Consider the following 16,954-nt stretch of genomic DNA (forward strand, 5'->3'; position numbering starts at 1 on the left):
AAAATATTCTTAATAGTTGAACTATCTGCCCAAGATCTGATGAAAAATACTCCAAATGCTTTTAGTTTAATTGCTTAGAGCTAGCAAACAGGCTATGAAAGAAAACTTTAATTAAACATCTTCAATTTACTTGAATATAATGAAGATAATGAGTTCAAACACTTAGCTAAGCTTAAACCCTTTATTGTTTTAATTAACTTATACTTTCCGGCAAAACCCGGAAATCTTCGAGTGTTGGACAACAAAAACTATGATCTATATAGTCACACCTTCGCTTTGAGCTATTACAAAACAAATTCTTAAAGCTTACGTTTTCTAACGAAATAAAAATTTTGAGGAAAAAAGGAGTTGCAAAGAAAAAGCAGTAGGAGATCTAACAAACGCTGCAAGTAAAAAGGTAGTAACCTCAAAAGCTATTTGCAAGAAGGTCCTAACAACAAAACTAACTTAAAACTTAGTGAAAACTAAGCTTAAAGGTATTTTTGCTTTAATTGTTTAAGATGGTTTTAGAAGCTAGAAGTCAATGAAAAGTTTTCGGAAGAAGTTAAAAAAAAGCCGGAAAAAAAAAAGTTGACGAAAAGAAATAAAAAAGTATAATCAAAACTTTCCGGCGGTAGAAAAAAATTAAATCTGAATACGGAATTAATTATTCTAAAGCACAAGTTCTTTATAAAAAATATTTAAGAATAAATATTAAATATTGATGTTTGAAAACTGAATAGGTAAGAAGTAATCACACGTCATTTTTTGAGAAGTAAACAATAGCCAAGATATGCAAAACTGTTTAGTCTTGAGATAAGACTAATAAAAGCAAAAAGATTTTTTGACTGAGAGTTCGATCTTGGCTCAGAATCAACGCTGGCGGCGTGCCTAATACATGCAAGTCGAACGCAAGGGAGCAATCCTGAGTAGAGTGGCGCCAGGCGAGTAACACGTGAATAATCTACCTGCGGGTGGGGAATAACTTTCCGAAAGGAAGGCTAATACCGCATAAAATCTAGGGGGATCGTAAGACCTCTCGCCTGTAGAGGAGTTCGCGGCTGATTAGCTAGTTGGCGGGGTAAAGGCCCACCAAGGCGACGATCAGTAGCCGGCCTGAGAGGGCGGTCGGCCACACTGGCACTGAAATACGGGCCAGACTCCTACGGGAGGCAGCAGTGGGGAATTTTGGGCAATGGCCGAAAGGCTGACCCAGCAACGCCGCGTGAAGGATGAAAATTTTTTCGGAATGTAAACTTCGTAAATTAGGAAAGAATAAGTTTGTACTAATACTGCAAGCGATGACGGTACTAATGTAAGCCCCGGCTAACTCCGTGCCAGCAGCCGCGGTAATACCGGGGGCAAGCGTTGTTCGGAATTATTGGGCGTAAAGGGCGCGTAGGCGGTCAGACTAAGTCGAATGTAAAATACCAAGGCTTAACCTAGGCAGGTCGTTCGATACTAGTCGACTAGAGTGTGGAAGGGGGTTGCCGGAATTCTCGGTGTAGCGGTGAAATGCGTGGATATCAGGAGGAACACCGGAGGCGAAGGCGGGCAACTGGCCAACACTGACGCTGAGGCGCGAAAGCTAGGGAGCAAACAGGATTAGATACCCTGGTAGTCCTAGCCTTAAACGATGATGACTTGGTGTGTCGGGTTTTAAGTCCCGGCGTGCCGGAGCTAACGCGATAAGTCATCCGCCGGGGAGTACGGTCGCAAGACTGAAACTCAAGGAATTGACGGGGACCCGCACAAGCGGTGGAGCATATGGTTTAATTCGACGCAACGCGAAGAACCTTACCTGGGCTAGAATGTGAGAGAAGACTCTGCAAAACGGAGTCGTCGAAGGGAAACCGGAGACTCGAAACAAGGTGCTGCACGGCTGTCGTCAGCTCGTGTCGTGAGATGTTGGGTTAAGTCCCGCAACGAGCGCAACCCTTACTGCTAGTTGCTAACAGGAAAGCTGAGAACTCTAGTAGAACCGCTGATGATAAATTGGAGGAAGGTGGGGACGACGTCAAGTCATCATGGCCTTTATGCCCAGGGCTACACACGTGCTACAATGGATGGTACAAAGAGAAGCGAGACCGCGAGGTGGAGCCAATCTCATAAAAGCATCCTCAGTTCGGATTGTAGTCTGCAACTCGACCTCATGAAGTTGGAATCGCTAGTAATCGCAGATCACATGCTGCGGTGAATACGTTCCCGGGTCTTGTACACACCGCCCGTCACATCACGAAAGTGGGCTGTACTAGAAGATGCCGAGCCAACCCGCAAGGGAAGCAAGTGTCCACGGTATGGTTCATGATTGGGGTGAAGTCGTAACAAGGTAGCTGTAGGAGAACCTGTGGCTGGATCACCTCCTTTCTAAAGGAAAAATGTTATTGGAGTCACGACCATAACATCAGTTTACACTCACAAGTGACTAACTTAATTCTTACCTGTTCAGTTTTGAAACATCAATAAGATGAGCCAAAAGGCTCTAACATAGGGCCTGTAGCTCAGTTGGTTAGAGCGCACGCCTGATAAGCGTGAGGTCGGTAGTTCAAATCTCCCGGCCCACCATCACGGGGTGTAGCTCAGTTGGCAGAGCACCTGTTTTGTAAGCAGGGGTCATCGGTTCGACTCCGTTCACCTCCATTAACTCATCTAATTGTCAATTAATTTGATTAATTGATTGTTTCAAAAGTTAAACTCTCAAAACACTAGTTTTGAAGCGGTCTTTGAAAATTGAATAGGCAAAAAACGTCTGTAAAGTATTTTATTAGAGAGTCTTTCTTAGTTTTAAGTTAAGAAAGCAAATTCGTTGTAACAGCAATTAACTGAACGAAAGTATTAAAGTATTGTTTTTGACAGTCGATGAGACAGACAAAAGCAAAAGTAATGGTCAAGCTACTAAGAGCATACGGTGGATGCCTAGGCGCATAGAGGCGATGAAGGACGTGGCAAAGCTGCGATATGCTACGGTTAGGTGCAAGCAACCGCTCAACCCGTAGATTTCCGAATGGGGAACCCAACTAGTTGAAGACTAGTTATTTCCTGCTGAATACATAGGCAGGATAAAGCGAACTAGGAAGTGAACCATCTCAGTACCTACAGGAAAAGAAAGTAAATAACGATTACCTAAGTAGCGGCGAGCGAACGGGTAAGAGCCTAAACCATTAGATTTATCTAGTGGGGTTGTGGGGCGAATGAAGGAAAATTTCCGGTGGATAGATGTTTGTTAGGAGAACGTTCTGGAAAGTTCGGCCAAAGAGAGTGACAGTCTCGTATCCGAAAGCAAATATCTAACATTGAAGTCGTACCCGAGTAAGACGGGACACGTGAGATCTTGTCTGAATCTGGGAGAACCATCTCCTAAGGCTAAATACTACTATGCGACCGATAGTGAAGTAGTACCGTGAGGGAAAGGTGAAAAGAACCCCGGTGAGGGGAGTTAAAAGTACCTGAAACCGTGTGCTTACAAGCAGTCGGAGGGGGAAACCCTGACGGCGTGCCTTTTGCATAATGAGCCGGCTAGTGAATGTCATGTGCGAGGTTAAATTCTTAAGGAATGGAGCCGAAGCGAAAGCGAGCCTGAATAGGGCGAATAGTACGTGGTATTCTGACGTGAAGCGAGATGATCTATCCTTGGTCAGGATGAAGCTAAGGTAACACTTAGTGGAGGTCCGAACCAGTGTTGGTTGAAAACAACTTGGATGAACTGAGGATAGGGGTGAAAGGCTAATCAAATCTCGTGATAGCTCGTTCTCTCCGAAATGTCTTTAGGGACAGCCTTTGTATAAATTTACTGGTGGTAAAGCACTGGATGGGCTAGGGGTCAAAAAACTTACCAAACCCAACCAAACTCTGAATGCCAGCTAAATGTTTCAAAGGAGTGAGACGGCGGGGGCTAAGCTTCGTCGTCGAAAGGGAAACAGCCCAGATCAACAGCTAAGGTCCCAAAGTAGTACTTAAGTGGAAAAGGAAGTGGAGTCGCACTGACAGCCAGGAGGTTCGCTTAGAAGCAGCTACCCTTTAAAGAAAGCGTAATAGCTCACTGGTCAAGCAACTCTGCACCGACAATATAACGGGGCTAAAAGTACACACCGAAGCTTTGGATTATAGAATTTCTCACTTATTAAGTATTAATTTTATCTAATAAATTAGATTAGTATTTGATAAGAGAGAAAAAGTTCTGTAGTGGTAGGAGAGCATTCTCAACAGCGTAGAAGCCGTACTGAAAAGGCGGTGCTAGTCGAGAGGCTAGTGCTAAAGTGGAGCGTTGAGAAAAGACTTTGTCGGCATAAGTAGCGCAAAGCCGGGTGGGAATCCCGGCCGCCGAAAACCTAAGGTTTCCTGAGTAAAGTTCGTCTGCTCAGGGTTAGTCGGCACTCAAGGCGAGGCCGAAAGGCGTAGTCGATGGAAGACAGGTGAATATTCCTGTACTAGAAACAAGCGTTTGAGCTTGGGGGACGCAGTGCCAAGGAACAGACCACGGATGGAAGTGTGGTTTGAGCAGGCAAGATGGTAGGGCAGGTAAATCCACTCTACAATACATCAAGCCTGTAAGCGAAGGCTTCTTCGGAAGCCAATAAAGTGGATCTGAGGGGCTGCCAAGAAAAACCTCGTTAGCGAGCTTGAAGTCTAACCGTACCGCAAACCGACACAGGTAGGTGGGGAGAGAATCCTAAGGCGGATGTGAGAATACTCGTTCAGGAACTCGGCAAATTAACCCCGTAACTTAGGGAGAAGGGGTGCTTACTTGAAAGAGTAAGTCGCAGTGAAGAGTGCCAGGCGACTGTTTACTAAAAACACAGGTCTCCGCAAACTCTGTAAGAGGAGGTATGGGGGCTGACGCCTGCCCAATGCTGGAAGGTTAAAAGGAGAGGTTAGTCGAAAGGCGAAGCTTTGAATTGAAGCCCCAGTGAATGGCGGCCGTAACTATAACGGTCCTAAGGTAGCGAAATTCCTTGTCGGGTAAGTTCCGACCTGCACGAATGGCGTAACGATCTGGCAACTGTCTTAACGAGTAGCACAGCGAATTTGTAGTACCGGTGAAGATGCCGGTTACCCGCAACAAGACGGAAAGACCCCGTGAACCTTTACTATAACTTGGTAGTGAATCTGGGCAGTGGATGCGCAGGATAGGTGGGAGACTGAGAAGTCAGGCTTTAGGGCTTGGCGGAGTCAACGGTGAGATACCACCCTTGCATTGTTCGGGTTCTAACCTACTCCCTCACAGGGAGAGGGACACTATCAGGCGGGTAGTTTGATCTGGGGCGGTCGCCTCCCAAAATGTAACGGAGGCTTCCGAAGGTTAGTTCACGGTGTTTGGAAATCACCCATAGAGTGCAAAGGCAAAAACTAGCTTAACTGTGAGACAAACAAGTCGAGCAGGTGCGAAAGCAGGGCTTAGTGATCCGGCGGTGTCGTATGGAAGAGCCGTCGCTCAAAGGATAAAAGGTACTCCGGGGATAACAGGCTGATCTGAGCCAAGAGTTCACATCGACGCTCAGGTTTGGCACTCGATGTCGGCTCATCGCATCCTGGGGCTGAAGAAGGTCCCCAAGGGTTTGGCTGTTCGCCAATTAAAGCGGTACGTGAGCTGGGTTTAGAACGTCGCGAGACAGTTCGGTCCCTATCTGGTGTGGGCGTAGGAAACTTGACGGATGCTGACCTTAGTACGAGAGGACCGGGTTGGACTAGCCACTGGTGTACCTGTTATCGTGCCAACGGTAGTCGCAGGGTAGCTAAGCTAGGTAGAGATAAACGCTGAATGCATCTAAGTGTGAAGCTCGTCCGGAGATGAGGTTTCCCCAAGAGGCTCGTGGAAGACTACCACGTAGATAGGCTGGGAGTGTAAGTGTGGTGACATACTAAGCTGACCAGTACTAATGACCCATCGGCTTGACCACTACTTTTGCTATTGGTTGTCTTTTGATTAATCAAAAGAAAATAAAAAAGTAAGTAAGTTAAGTGTTGTAGAGCAATGAAGTTGCTTTTGGAAAAGTCAATTAAAAAAGACGCTAAGAAATACTTAAAGAAATTTTTGCTTATTCAAAATCAAAGAAACAAAAGAGTTAAAAAAGATATTTACAATTAAATAAAAAGGATATTGCTAATGGTAAGCTTTTTGTTAAATAAAGAAAAAAAAGCTTATAGAAGTTAGCTACAATGACTAACGGCTTAGTTATTGTAAAAGAGTTTCCGGTGACCCTATCGGAGGGGCCACACCCGTTCCCATCCCGAACACGGAAGTTAAGCCCTCTGGAGCCGATCATACTGCCTTCGCAGGGAGGTGGGAAAGTAGGTAGTCGCCGGATTTTATCTTTTTAAATCATATTTTTTCTTCCTTAATCTTCTTTTTCTTTTCTTCATCTTTCTTCATTTTTCTCTCTATATAAATTATTTCTAAACCTATGCTTTAGAGTTTTCTTATTTCCTTTAATTTATTCATAACTTGTTTCATATCTTCCCAAACTTCGCGTTTTTTTTCAGGGACACCTAAAAGAAAAGCAGGATGAAAGGTTGGCATTACGGGAATGCCTTGGAAATCATAAAATTGGCCTCGTATTTTGGTAATACCTTCTTTTATATCTAACAAACAAGTAAGAGGAGTTGCTCCTAGAGTGACAATAAGTTTAGGTTTAACAAGTTCTATTTCATTAAATAAAAAAGGCTCACAAGCTGACATTTCATCATTTGTAGGTTTACGGTTGTTAGGTGGACGACATTTAACAACATTGGTTATATAGACATCTTCGCGCTTAAAGCCTATAGCAGAAATAATTTTATCTAGTAATTTTCCTGCTGCTCCAACAAATGGCCGACCAGTTGCGTCTTCTTCGGCTCCTGGTGCTTCACCAATAAACATTAGTTCTGCTTGTGGATTACCTTCGCCAAATACTATTTGGGTTGCTTGAGGACATAGCCCACAGCAATGGCCCACTTCTGCACGAATTGCAGCTAATGTAGTTTTACCTAAAGAACGATTTACAGATGTTTTTATGGATGATGTGCCTATTGGGTTAGGTTTTGGAGAATCCGTTTCAAATAGTGATAGCTGGTCGGTTGATGAAGACATGTTTTTTTTTAGCCATATCGGTTAACTCTAAAAAATCTTTGGAATGGTTAATTACACTAGAATGATTTGGTAGCAAATAGTTACTAGGAGTAATGTCAGTTACACCAATTTCTTGATAAAACTCTAATTGGTTTTTTATTGCTAAGGTTAAAGCTAGTAAATCTTCAATAATAATTTTTTGATTATTCATTGTTTTTAGTAGTTATTTTGTCTAATTCTAATAAATAATTTACAGCTAAGCGATAAGAATTATAGTAAAAACTTTGGTTTACATTTTCACATTTATCATCTGCTGAATGTATATAAGAAAATTTGTTAACAGGTAAGCCATCTATTGTAATAGCAGGGATATTAGCAGCACGAAATGAATTCGAATCAGCCCCAACACCTTGAAGGGTATGATTTTCTAAAGGTAGGTTTTCTTTTTGAGCTACGCTATGGGCTATGTCTACTAATTCTTTATCTGAGCCATTTACCCAAATTAAAGATTCTGAAAGGCCCAGACATTCTAAATTTATCATATATTTATGTAGTGCTTTGGTTTTTTCTGAAAGAGATCGAACATAAGCTTTTGAGCCAAGAAGACCTTTTTCCTCGCTTGTAAACCCAATAAATATAATAGTATGTTGGGTTGGAATATCTTTTATAGCTTGATAAATATTAGTAACAGCACAAACTCCTGACCAATCATCTATGACACCTTGACCAACAGCAACATGATCTAGATGTGCGCCAATAACAATAACATCTTTAGTTTGTCCTGGTTTGACTAAGTAAATATTATGAATTGGGTTTTCGGAAATATCTATGGCTTGGCGTTGGATGTCGGTTTCTTTTGCCCCTGCTTGTATAAAGAGTTTAACCATAAAGTTCTCTCGCTCGTTATTATCAAGAGGGACGCTACAAAGTTCTTCCATTAATTCTTGAGCAGAAGCTAATTTATAAGGTTTTAAGTTATTTGATGTGGAAGAATTAGCTGTTACAGTAGGATTTTGAACAGGATTTTGAGCAATTGAAATTTTGATAGAAAACAGTGAAAAAAACAATAAGAAAAAAGAAAGAAATATTTTCATGTTTTATCTCAAATTTAAGGGTTATTATTAAGTCTTTCTAGTATATAAAAAGTTTCGCCTCTAGTAATAGTTTTAACAAAACGCCAATTTTTATCAATAATTTGATTAGGTTTAGCATTTTTTAGTTTTTTTTGACCATCAAGGATAAAAAGTTCTAGGTCTTTTTCTATAGCAACATGATATTCAGGCATTTTGTATTGTTCGCTATCTTGACCATACTTGGTTATTAACTCTTTAAGTATGCTAATACGTGTGGAAGCCCGTTTATAGATTTGATGAGAGATTTCTTTATGTTTTAGCTGAAAATCTAGTTCTGCTTGTTCTTCTCTTAAAACCTCTAAGTATTTTTCTGCGTCACTATGAATAATTTCTCCTTGAGCAAAGACAAAAGAGTTAACTAAAAGACTTAAAAAGATCAAAAAGATAGATAAGCGCAGAACCATAAAAGTATTAGCCTAATTAGAGTTACTAAATAATTATTCTTTTTCAGAAAAAGGTTGTTTTAAGGTAAAAGTGGGAGCAGATTCAAATTCAGGAGAGGCTTTAATATATTGAAAGATCAAAGCTTCTCCTGCGTCACCTGTTTCAATTGCAATTATTTCAGCAAAATATAAGCCATTTGTATGAGAAATTTTTAGTACATCTCCAATATCAACAGCAGTCTGATCATTAGAAACATAGATACCTATTTTGTGGGGCAATAAAGGTTCATTTTTCATAAGAAAATATAAATATTAAGTGGCAGGTTGTATTTGCCAGGGAGCTTGATCTAGATATCGTTGACAACTTTGTTTTGCATAAAGTTCCATTCGATTAAACCAATCTAGTCCAGGCAATCGAGCAATGGTTGTATCAATATGACGGACTGTTTTTTGGCCTGGTTCATCTCCAAAAGCATAAGCAATAATAAAAGCAACATCATCATCGCTTTTGATACCTGCTCCAACAGGTAGCCAAAAGTTTTTTACCATCAAGGATGTTAATTTTTGAGCTTTAGGAGAATCTTTTAAGCGGAGCATTGCTTTATTGTAGTAAAAACCAAAATGTCTTGCTTCATCGCGCATAATACGTTCTAGGACATCTATTAATACTTTATTTTGGCTTTTACGGGCAACATTTCTATAGCCACTAAGGGTGGTTAATTCTTGAATTGCTCCCCAAGTTAAGTAAACAGTAGTAAAATCAGGGAGGATACGAGAAATAATAGCTGCTCCAATATCTTTTAAGGTTTCAAATAGGCGTTCTGGGCGTTGATAGCTTGGTGTGTAGTTTGGATCAAGTTTAACACCTGCTGCATCGATAAACTTTTGTAATGCTCGACTATGAAAACCTTCTTCATATGCCCAACAAGGGATAAATTCTGCCATATCTTTATCTTGTTTAATTGCACTACTATTAACTAAATCTCTTAAATAAGCTACAGTATAACTTTCTACATCTAACATATAGGTAATACATCTTATTTCTGATTCGGTAAGTGGATAATCTTTAGCTTTTGACCACTCAACACCGCTTAAATTTAGCGGGCCAGATTTTTCAACAAATTTATTAATATCAAAAATGGGGTTCATTTATTCCTCCCAAAATACTTTACTTTTAAAAATAAGACTATCATTAATAACTACGAGGTTTGTTATTAATTTAGATTTATAGGAAATTTTGATTTTAGAATTGATAATAGAATTTGACATAGATTTCTATTAGTACAAACAAGATAGCCATAGATCTAGACTATGTCAAGTCTAGCACTTACTTGTGATTTAAATTTTAGGATAAGGTAAATTATTGGCGGTAGAGTTACTATATACTTATAGGAGAATGTCTTTTTAGCTCAAGACGTTTTAGCTAAAAATAGAAATATCGTTATAGGTTGCTAATAATTAAACCCATAACGATATTGTGAGCCTAAGTAATATTAATTACAAATTAAGTTATATCTAATTCTAAATCCTCAGCAACAGGCAAATTAGCATTATTGGGGTTTGACTTAGCTATTGAGGTAGATAGGTTTACTTTAGGAGGATTTGGTAGTTTAGGAGTTTCTTGATAAAAAGCTTGTTGGAGTAAACGAGCTTTTTCTTGTTCAATTGGGTGAGGATGAATTGCTGATATAGGGGAATGAGACTGGTTAGCACCAGAAATAACGGTACTTTGTTTAACTGGAAAGAGCGACAAAGTTTGTGCAAAGGGTTTCATAAACTTTTCAAAGTTTTCAATTATATAGGTTTGTTTAGCTGATTGACCGCCTTGTTCTAGGATTTCTATAGTGTTTTTAAGTTGATCTAGTTCAGCTTGAGCGCGACCTTGGAAGGTTGCTGCTCTAGTTTTAGCAGAAAGAATGGTTTTTTCTTTTTCGGCTTGAATGGGGACAATCATTTCTGCACGGAATTTAGCTTGTAACATTTCAACTTTGCGTTTTTCGGCTTCAATTTGGGCTTTAATACCAGCAACTTTTGCTTCTGCATTACGGCTAGCTTGTTCAACCCCGATTGCAGAACGTTGTTTTTCTGCTGCAATACTTACTCTAACTTGTGTAGCTAAGGCTTCTTTTTCATTATTTAATTTACGAACTGTAGTTTCAGCACGTTGACCTTCACTAGCTTCTTTAGATGCTGCGGTGCTAAGGGCTTGAGCTTCACGGGCTTGAGTTTCAGCGTTAGCTGCTTGGATTCTTTTAAGTAACGCAATGTAGAGTTCTGGTTCACTAACACCATCTAAACGATGGTCTTCAACATCGGCAATGTTCATAGCAGTAATTTCTAGTCCAATGCCTTCAAGGTCTGTTTTACAAACACGAATCATATTTTGGACTAGAATATCTTTATCTGTCATTACTTGTTCTGGAGTCATTGTAGCAATAGAGTCTCGCAAATGCCCTTCAATAATTGAGTTAGCAATATAGCGGAGTTCCTCCCATTGGTAGGTCATATTTAAGATCCTACGGATAGCATTTTGAATACCTGTAGGCGAAGAAGCGACAGTAAAACTAACAGTTGCTACAACTGTTAGAGGAACAACACCTTCAGCAATTGCTGATTCTACTGTTACAGTAGTAGTTTGGGGTCTTAAGTCCATTTTGTAAAAGCTATTAATTAGAGGTAAGACAAAAACGCGGCCACCACGAATAGTTGAAAGGCCATCTTGACCTTTGCCAGCGATAACAGCTAGTTCATTAGCTCCTACAATTTTCATTTTAGTAATTACTTGTGCAAGTAGAGAGATACCAACTAAAGCTATTAAAGCAATAAAAAATCCACCCATAAAGCCTCCTTATTTTGAATCTGTAGTTGTTTTATTGGTAAGAGCTAATAGATCACGGACACTAATTCCAAAGCCCTGTTCAAAGTGCTTTAGAAAATCTACTAGTGCTTCTGGCCCACTGATTAACTACGCCATTAAATCCTTTTTCTGGATCCATTATAACTAAGTTATCTACACCTAAACCTTGAACATGTTCTTGATAAGCTTCAAAAAGTTGGGCTAAATGCTGTTGGACAAAGATAGCTGTTTTAGCAGAATCGCCATTTTGAGCAATTAAATTTACTTTTTGTTTTAGTAAGTTGTTTTGCAATTCTTGGAAAATACGAATAGCTTCGCTTTCGCCTTCAGCACGAATTTCAGCAACACGTTTTTTAGCTTCTGCTTCTAAAGTAACTTGAGAGATATTTTTTAGTTGTTGTAGTTCAATCATTGCTTCTTGAACCTTTTTTTCGCCTTCGCTCATAGCTAAAGCAATAGCACTATCAGCTTCTAGTCGGGTTCTTTCTATTGAAGCATCACATTCACGGCGAAAAACTTCTAGTTGTTGTTGAGCAGCAAGAATTTTTTCATTTGCTTGATTGATTGCAATCATTTGTCGGCGAGAGGAATCTGATTCGGCTTGCTCGGCTCTAGCATGTAAGCGGGCTTCTTGAATTTCAACTTCTTGCCGTTTTTGAGATAAAGTTTTACTAGCAAGATTAGCTATGTAATTAGATGTGTCCCAAATTTTTTGTAGTGAAACAGAAACTACTCTCATTCCAAAGGTGCTTAAATCTTGGCTACTATCTTTTAGTAATTCGTGGCGAAAATGTGCGCGTTCACCATCCTGGACTACTAAAGCACCTGGGGATGAGCGAACTAACATACTACTAGCACTACTTTCATCTGTGCGGTCTTCTTCCATACCAATTGCTTGTAAAGGTGTGGTTTTGTTAAGCGCACCTCGAAAATTACCTACCATTGTTTGTTGTATTTGCTCTTGAATTTCTCTACGAGATTTCCCCATTAATCTTTCTACTGCTGAATAAAGCAAAACTTCATCCTTGTCATCAACACAAACACAGGCTGTAGCGTCTGCACCTACCGTAATACCATTAGCAGAATTAACTCCTTCAATTTTTACATTTATAGGTAGAATACTTAGGTCTAAAGTTTGCGCACTTTGTAAATAAGGGATGACATAAGTCCAGCCTCCCTTTTGGATACGAAATCCATATTCTTTACCATTAATAAGGGTTTTAGCACCAGTAACTACTAGTACTTGATTAGGTGGGCAAACTCTGATAATAGACTGTAGGAGACTTACCGCAGTAAAGAATAGTACTACTGCAAAACCTGCACCAAAAACAAAGAAAAGGTCTAATTGAAATAGCATTAAAAAGGGTAAGGCGTTTCCTAAGTCTGATTTTAGCATCAAGACTAAATCCATTGTTCCTCCTAAGTTATTTAGCAAGACTATTTTTAATTAATAAGTTAACTTTAGTTAACTTGGCTAAAGAAAACCAACTTTATTTTTGCAATTGTTGAGTTGGCTTTGGTTTGGTTATTTTACTTACGAGATGATCAGTTGTGGCAGGACGAACATAAACGCATTCGTCTGTTACTCTTATAACTTCTACCATAGCATCTTTATGAAATGATTCTAAGGAATTTTCTGCTAAGGCATATCTTTCAGCAACAGATTGACCAATATGAATGCGTACTTTACCCATATTTCCGTTAGTAATAGGGACTATTACTTGAGCTTGACCTAGGAAAAGATCTTCTGTTTTAACAGTAGAATCTAGGTCTTTTCTTTGAAGTCTAAACATAAGTAATCCAAGGGTGGTGCTAGTAATACCTCCTAAAAGTGACCAAGCTAGAGTTGCTATCAAGGACGAGCCATTAAATTCAGCTATTAAACCTAGAGGCCCAAAACCAGCACAAAAATAAACAAACATCCGTAAGTATCTTAAAATAGATAAAATAGGCAGGTGATTAGTATTAGCAGAACCATGGTCAGATGAGTGGTCAGTATTTGTATGATTGGCATCAGCTTGAGAAACATCATCAACGTGTGAGCCATCATTGGCTGAATCAGTTGCTCCATCTGTAGTGTGAACAAATACTCCTAATAGATCTAAAGCCATTACTCCTACGCCAAATACTGTAGCAAAAAGATAAGCTAGATGAAGATATGCTGCCATAATATTACCTGATATATTATTGTTAATATATTAAAATTACGAGTTAACCAAATAAAACAAAGTTAGAAAGTTTGTTAATTTGTCTAAAGTCTAGCATAAAAGCCTATTTTTTATTTTGTAAAATCACTTAAAAAATTTTTACTTTACAAAAAAATGTAGTTATAAAAGGTATTCAAATAAAAGAAAAAGGTAGGATAATAGATTTTAATAACTTAATTATTAATTTAGCAATAAGAAATTTTTGTAGATGAATAATTAAAACTTGCAGTTTAACTTTTCCTAACAGATACTTTGTTTTTATTGCTTAGAAATTGCTAACAAACCATAAAAAGCTAATCAATTGCATAAGAATAAAAAAGGGTGGTGCTATGAGAAAAAAATTTTTACGAATTTCAGTCATATTTACAGTTTTGTTATTGATTCCAATAGTGTTTTCTTATGAAGCTTTAATGTCTGGTCACAAGAAACACTTTTTATTTTTTCCTGTTATGCCATTTCAAAGTAGTTCTTTAGTATTAGTTGGCTCTGATCAAGATCCTAATCCAGTATTAAATGAGGGCAGGCAAATACAACTAAGATTATTGACAAGTAATGGACAGAGTGTAACGGGAGCAACTTTACTTCTGATAGTCCAGACATTGCTAATGTAGATGCTCAAACAGGCATGGTATCAGGGTTGCAACGAGGTTATGCAACAATTACAGCAAGAATGGGTAGTCAAAGTGTATCAACTTTTGTGATAGTCACTAGAGTAGATAATAGTAATGCTATAAAAGTACCAGGTGATACCAAAGTAGATGCCCAAGGTTCAATTTACTTAAGCGATCCTATATCTAATGTTGTTTATAAAAAAAATAATGCTAATGCACCAGCACAAGTTTTTGCTGGTCGTATGGGAAGTCGTGGAAGAACAGATGGAGAACGGACACAAGCCCTTTTTGCTGGCCCAACAGCAATTGCTGTAGATAATCGTTCAGAGGGTGGAACCTATGTTGCTGACACATTAAATCATAGTATTCGTAAAATTGGTTTTAATGATCAAGTAGCAACAATATTAGGAAATGGCAGCCAAGGAATTAATAACAATGATGTAACTCCATTTGAACAAGCTGCTTTTAATGCACCTCAAGGTATTGCAATAGATGCTGGTGGGAATGTTTATATAGTTGATACAGGAAATAATGCAATTTATGTAGCAAATTTTGATAAAAAAGAAGTGCGACTTTTGGCTGGTCAGCCAGGAATGGCAGGAAAGGCTGATGGTCAGGGCAGAGCAGCCCTTTTTAGCCGTCCAACAGCTATTAGCGTTCAAGCCAGCAATACTAGTTTTTTTGGTTCTCAGCAACCTGTTTTATTAGTTGCAGATACAGGTAATGGACGAATTAGGTCGGTTTCTTTAGATGGTAAAGTAAGAACTGTTGGGCCAATTGCACAAACGGCTACACAAGACATTGAACCATTAGTAGACAATGAATTTGAATTTAATGAGCCTACTTCAATAAGTGTTGATGGAGTTGGGAATATTTATGTAGTTGATAAATCTGGAGCAAAATTAATTACTGATAATCCAAATCAACGGCAAATGATTTCACTTGCTCAACCTGGAGTAAGTTTTGGTCAAGCTGCTAGTGTAGTGGTTCAAGGAACGCAAACTTTTGTATTAGACTCAAATGCTAGAAATGATTCAGAAGCAGTAAAAGTTATTACTATTGGCGCACCTCAAATTATTAATATGACACAAGATAGTGACCGTTTAGGAGGTGGAACGGAAATCATAGTTACAGGTAAAAATTTTGCTCCAGAAAGCGATGTGATTTTAGGTGACAAAGTTGTTAACGCAATAATAGAAAGTTCAACTAGGCTACGTTTTACAGTTCCTAATCAAGATGCTCCTGGTATTAGGACGCTTTCAATTCGTACTCGCGGGGGAGTAATTCAAAGACCATTTAGAGTTTTTTCTGATCCATTTGATGGCTTGCCAAATGGCAATATTACTACTTTTGCTGGTGGTATTCCATTTTTAGGTGATGGAGGCAATGCTTTAGAAGCTAGCTTAAATCGTCCTGAAGGCATAGTAATTGATGGAATGGGCAATACTTTAGTTATTGATTCGTCTAATCATCGGATTCGCTCTATAGATAGTGCTGGGGTAATAACTACAATTGCTGGTAATGGTGTTAGAGGTTTTAGCGGTGATGGAGGTTCAGCTTTAGCTGCTAGCTTAAATTTACCTAAGAGTATTGCTGTTGATTCATCAGGAAATATTTTTGTTGCTGATTTTGGTAATAGTCGAATTCGGAGAGTAGATGCTATTACTGGGGTAATTACTACGGTTGCTGGTAATGGAACAAATGGTTTTAGTGGAGATAATGGTTTAGCTACAGCAGCATCTCTTAGGTTTCCTCAAGGTATAGCAATTGATAGTTTAGGCAACATATTAATTGCTGACACAGGCAATAACAGAGTCCGAAGGGTTGATGCACAAACAGGGATGATTTCAACAATTGCTGGCACTGGAAGCACAACTGTTACAGGGGATGGAGGATTGGCTAGCAGTGCTGCGATTGGAGCAGTAGAAGTTATAGCAGTAGATGCCGCTAATAACATTTTTATTCTTGGATCAGCTATTAACCGGATTCGTCGAATTGATGCCACTAGTAGAAATATTAATACAGTTGTAGGTACTGGAATAAAAGGTTTTAGTGGTGATGGTGGGCCTGCTACCAATGCTCAAATAAGTTCTGCGGAAGATTTTACTGTAGATATTTTTGGAAATATCTTTATTGCTGATAGTGGTAATAGTCGGATTCGCCGAGTAGATGCCAGAACAGGTGTAATAACTACGGTTGCTGGTAGTGGACTATTTGCTTTTGGTGGTGATGGAGGTTCAGCCACTAATGCTACCTTAAATATTCCTAAAGCTATTGCTGTTAATGGTTTAGGTGCTTTATTTATTGCAGACACAGGAAATAACCGAGTCCGTCAAGTTTCTAATGGAGGAATAATTTCAACAATTGCTGGTAATGGTACTAGTAGTTTTACACCAAGAGGTGCTATTTCTGATACACGTTTTGATTATCCTGAAGCAATGACAATAGACAGCAATGGAGTTATTTATGTTGCTGATACCTTTAATAACCGAATTGTTTTGCTAGATATAAACCGAGGTGTTGCTGATACGCTTGCTGGAGATGATGATATAGATCCTAATGAGGAAGATGATGATTTTGGCAATGAATTTGATGAAGATGATGGTGATAATGATGATGATGATTCAGGGGATGACGATGGCGATGATGATGGTGATGATGGCGACGATGATGGCGATGATGATGGCGATGATGATGGCGATGATGATGGCGATGATGGTGGCGTGAGATGACGGGATG

The 16,954-nt window shown here is 39.1% G+C and carries 11 protein-coding genes, 2 tRNA genes and 3 rRNA genes; 7 read left to right on the top strand and 9 right to left on the bottom strand.

The window, feature by feature from the left end; all coding sequences use genetic code 11:
* Positions 1-823: 823 nt before the first annotated feature.
* From IPK14_23610 to rrf, 5 genes are all read left to right on the top strand, one after another.
* A 16S ribosomal RNA gene (locus IPK14_23610) occupies positions 824-2,346 on the top strand.
* Positions 2,347-2,469: 123 nt separating this feature from the next.
* Positions 2,470-2,544, top strand: a tRNA-Ile gene (locus IPK14_23615).
* A gap of 4 nt (positions 2,545-2,548) precedes the next feature.
* A tRNA-Thr gene (locus IPK14_23620) sits at positions 2,549-2,619 on the top strand.
* Between the two features lie 245 nt (positions 2,620-2,864).
* Positions 2,865-5,876 (top strand): 23S ribosomal RNA (locus IPK14_23625).
* 291 nt (positions 5,877-6,167) lie between these two features.
* Positions 6,168-6,284 (top strand): 5S ribosomal RNA (gene rrf, locus IPK14_23630).
* Together the 16S, 23S and 5S rRNA genes with 2 tRNA genes alongside form the textbook arrangement of a ribosomal RNA operon.
* Before the next feature lie 101 nt (positions 6,285-6,385).
* On the opposite strand, the gene IPK14_23635 is transcribed toward rrf, so the two are convergent.
* The 9 genes from IPK14_23635 to IPK14_23675 form a co-directional block, all read right to left on the bottom strand.
* Complete coding sequence (locus IPK14_23635; protein ID MBK7996251.1) at positions 6,386-7,045, bottom strand: uracil-DNA glycosylase; 660 nt, start codon at positions 7,043-7,045, stop codon at positions 6,386-6,388.
* Positions 7,011-7,235 carry a hypothetical protein gene (locus IPK14_23640; GenBank protein ID MBK7996252.1) on the bottom strand — a complete coding sequence of 75 codons (225 nt, stop codon included), beginning with the start codon at positions 7,233-7,235 and terminating at the stop codon, positions 7,011-7,013. Before IPK14_23640 ends, IPK14_23635 begins: the two co-directional genes overlap by 35 nt.
* Positions 7,228-8,118, bottom strand: coding sequence for a M20/M25/M40 family metallo-hydrolase (locus tag IPK14_23645; protein ID MBK7996253.1), 891 nt, complete (start codon positions 8,116-8,118; stop codon positions 7,228-7,230). Before IPK14_23645 ends, IPK14_23640 begins: the two co-directional genes overlap by 8 nt.
* Before the next feature lie 14 nt (positions 8,119-8,132).
* On the bottom strand, positions 8,133-8,561 hold the full coding sequence (locus tag IPK14_23650) for a hypothetical protein (GenBank protein ID MBK7996254.1): 429 nt from the start codon (positions 8,559-8,561) through the stop codon (positions 8,133-8,135).
* A gap of 33 nt (positions 8,562-8,594) precedes the next feature.
* Positions 8,595-8,837: a hypothetical protein gene (locus IPK14_23655; protein ID MBK7996255.1), complete on the bottom strand. Its 243-nt coding sequence runs from the start codon at positions 8,835-8,837 to the stop codon at positions 8,595-8,597.
* Between the two features lie 15 nt (positions 8,838-8,852).
* A complete protein-coding gene (locus IPK14_23660; protein MBK7996256.1) occupies positions 8,853-9,689 on the bottom strand; it encodes an acyl-ACP desaturase in 837 nt (278 codons plus the stop codon).
* Positions 9,690-10,044: 355 nt separating this feature from the next.
* Positions 10,045-11,379, bottom strand: a complete 1,335-nt coding sequence (locus tag IPK14_23665) for a hypothetical protein (GenBank protein MBK7996257.1) — start codon at positions 11,377-11,379, stop codon at positions 10,045-10,047.
* A gap of 79 nt (positions 11,380-11,458) precedes the next feature.
* The gene (locus IPK14_23670; protein MBK7996258.1) at positions 11,459-12,808 is read right to left on the bottom strand and encodes a hypothetical protein; all 1,350 of its coding nucleotides are present in this window, start codon (positions 12,806-12,808) and stop codon (positions 11,459-11,461) included.
* 79 nt (positions 12,809-12,887) lie between these two features.
* Positions 12,888-13,565 (bottom strand): NfeD family protein, encoded by a 678-nt coding sequence (locus IPK14_23675; protein ID MBK7996259.1) that lies wholly within the window; start codon positions 13,563-13,565, stop codon positions 12,888-12,890.
* Between the two features lie 368 nt (positions 13,566-13,933).
* Here IPK14_23675 and IPK14_23680 point away from each other — a divergent pair, with 368 nt between their 5' ends.
* Positions 13,934-14,215 (top strand): hypothetical protein, encoded by a 282-nt coding sequence (locus tag IPK14_23680; GenBank protein MBK7996260.1) that lies wholly within the window; start codon positions 13,934-13,936, stop codon positions 14,213-14,215.
* A 14-nt stretch (positions 14,216-14,229) separates the two neighbouring features.
* Positions 14,230-16,947, top strand: coding sequence for an IPT/TIG domain-containing protein (locus IPK14_23685; GenBank protein ID MBK7996261.1), 2,718 nt, complete (start codon positions 14,230-14,232; stop codon positions 16,945-16,947).
* Positions 16,948-16,954: the final 7 nt, after the last annotated feature.

Source organism: Blastocatellia bacterium (genome assembly GCA_016713405.1).
In the GTDB taxonomy this organism is placed as follows: domain Bacteria; phylum Acidobacteriota; class Blastocatellia; order Chloracidobacteriales; family JADJPF01; genus JADJPF01.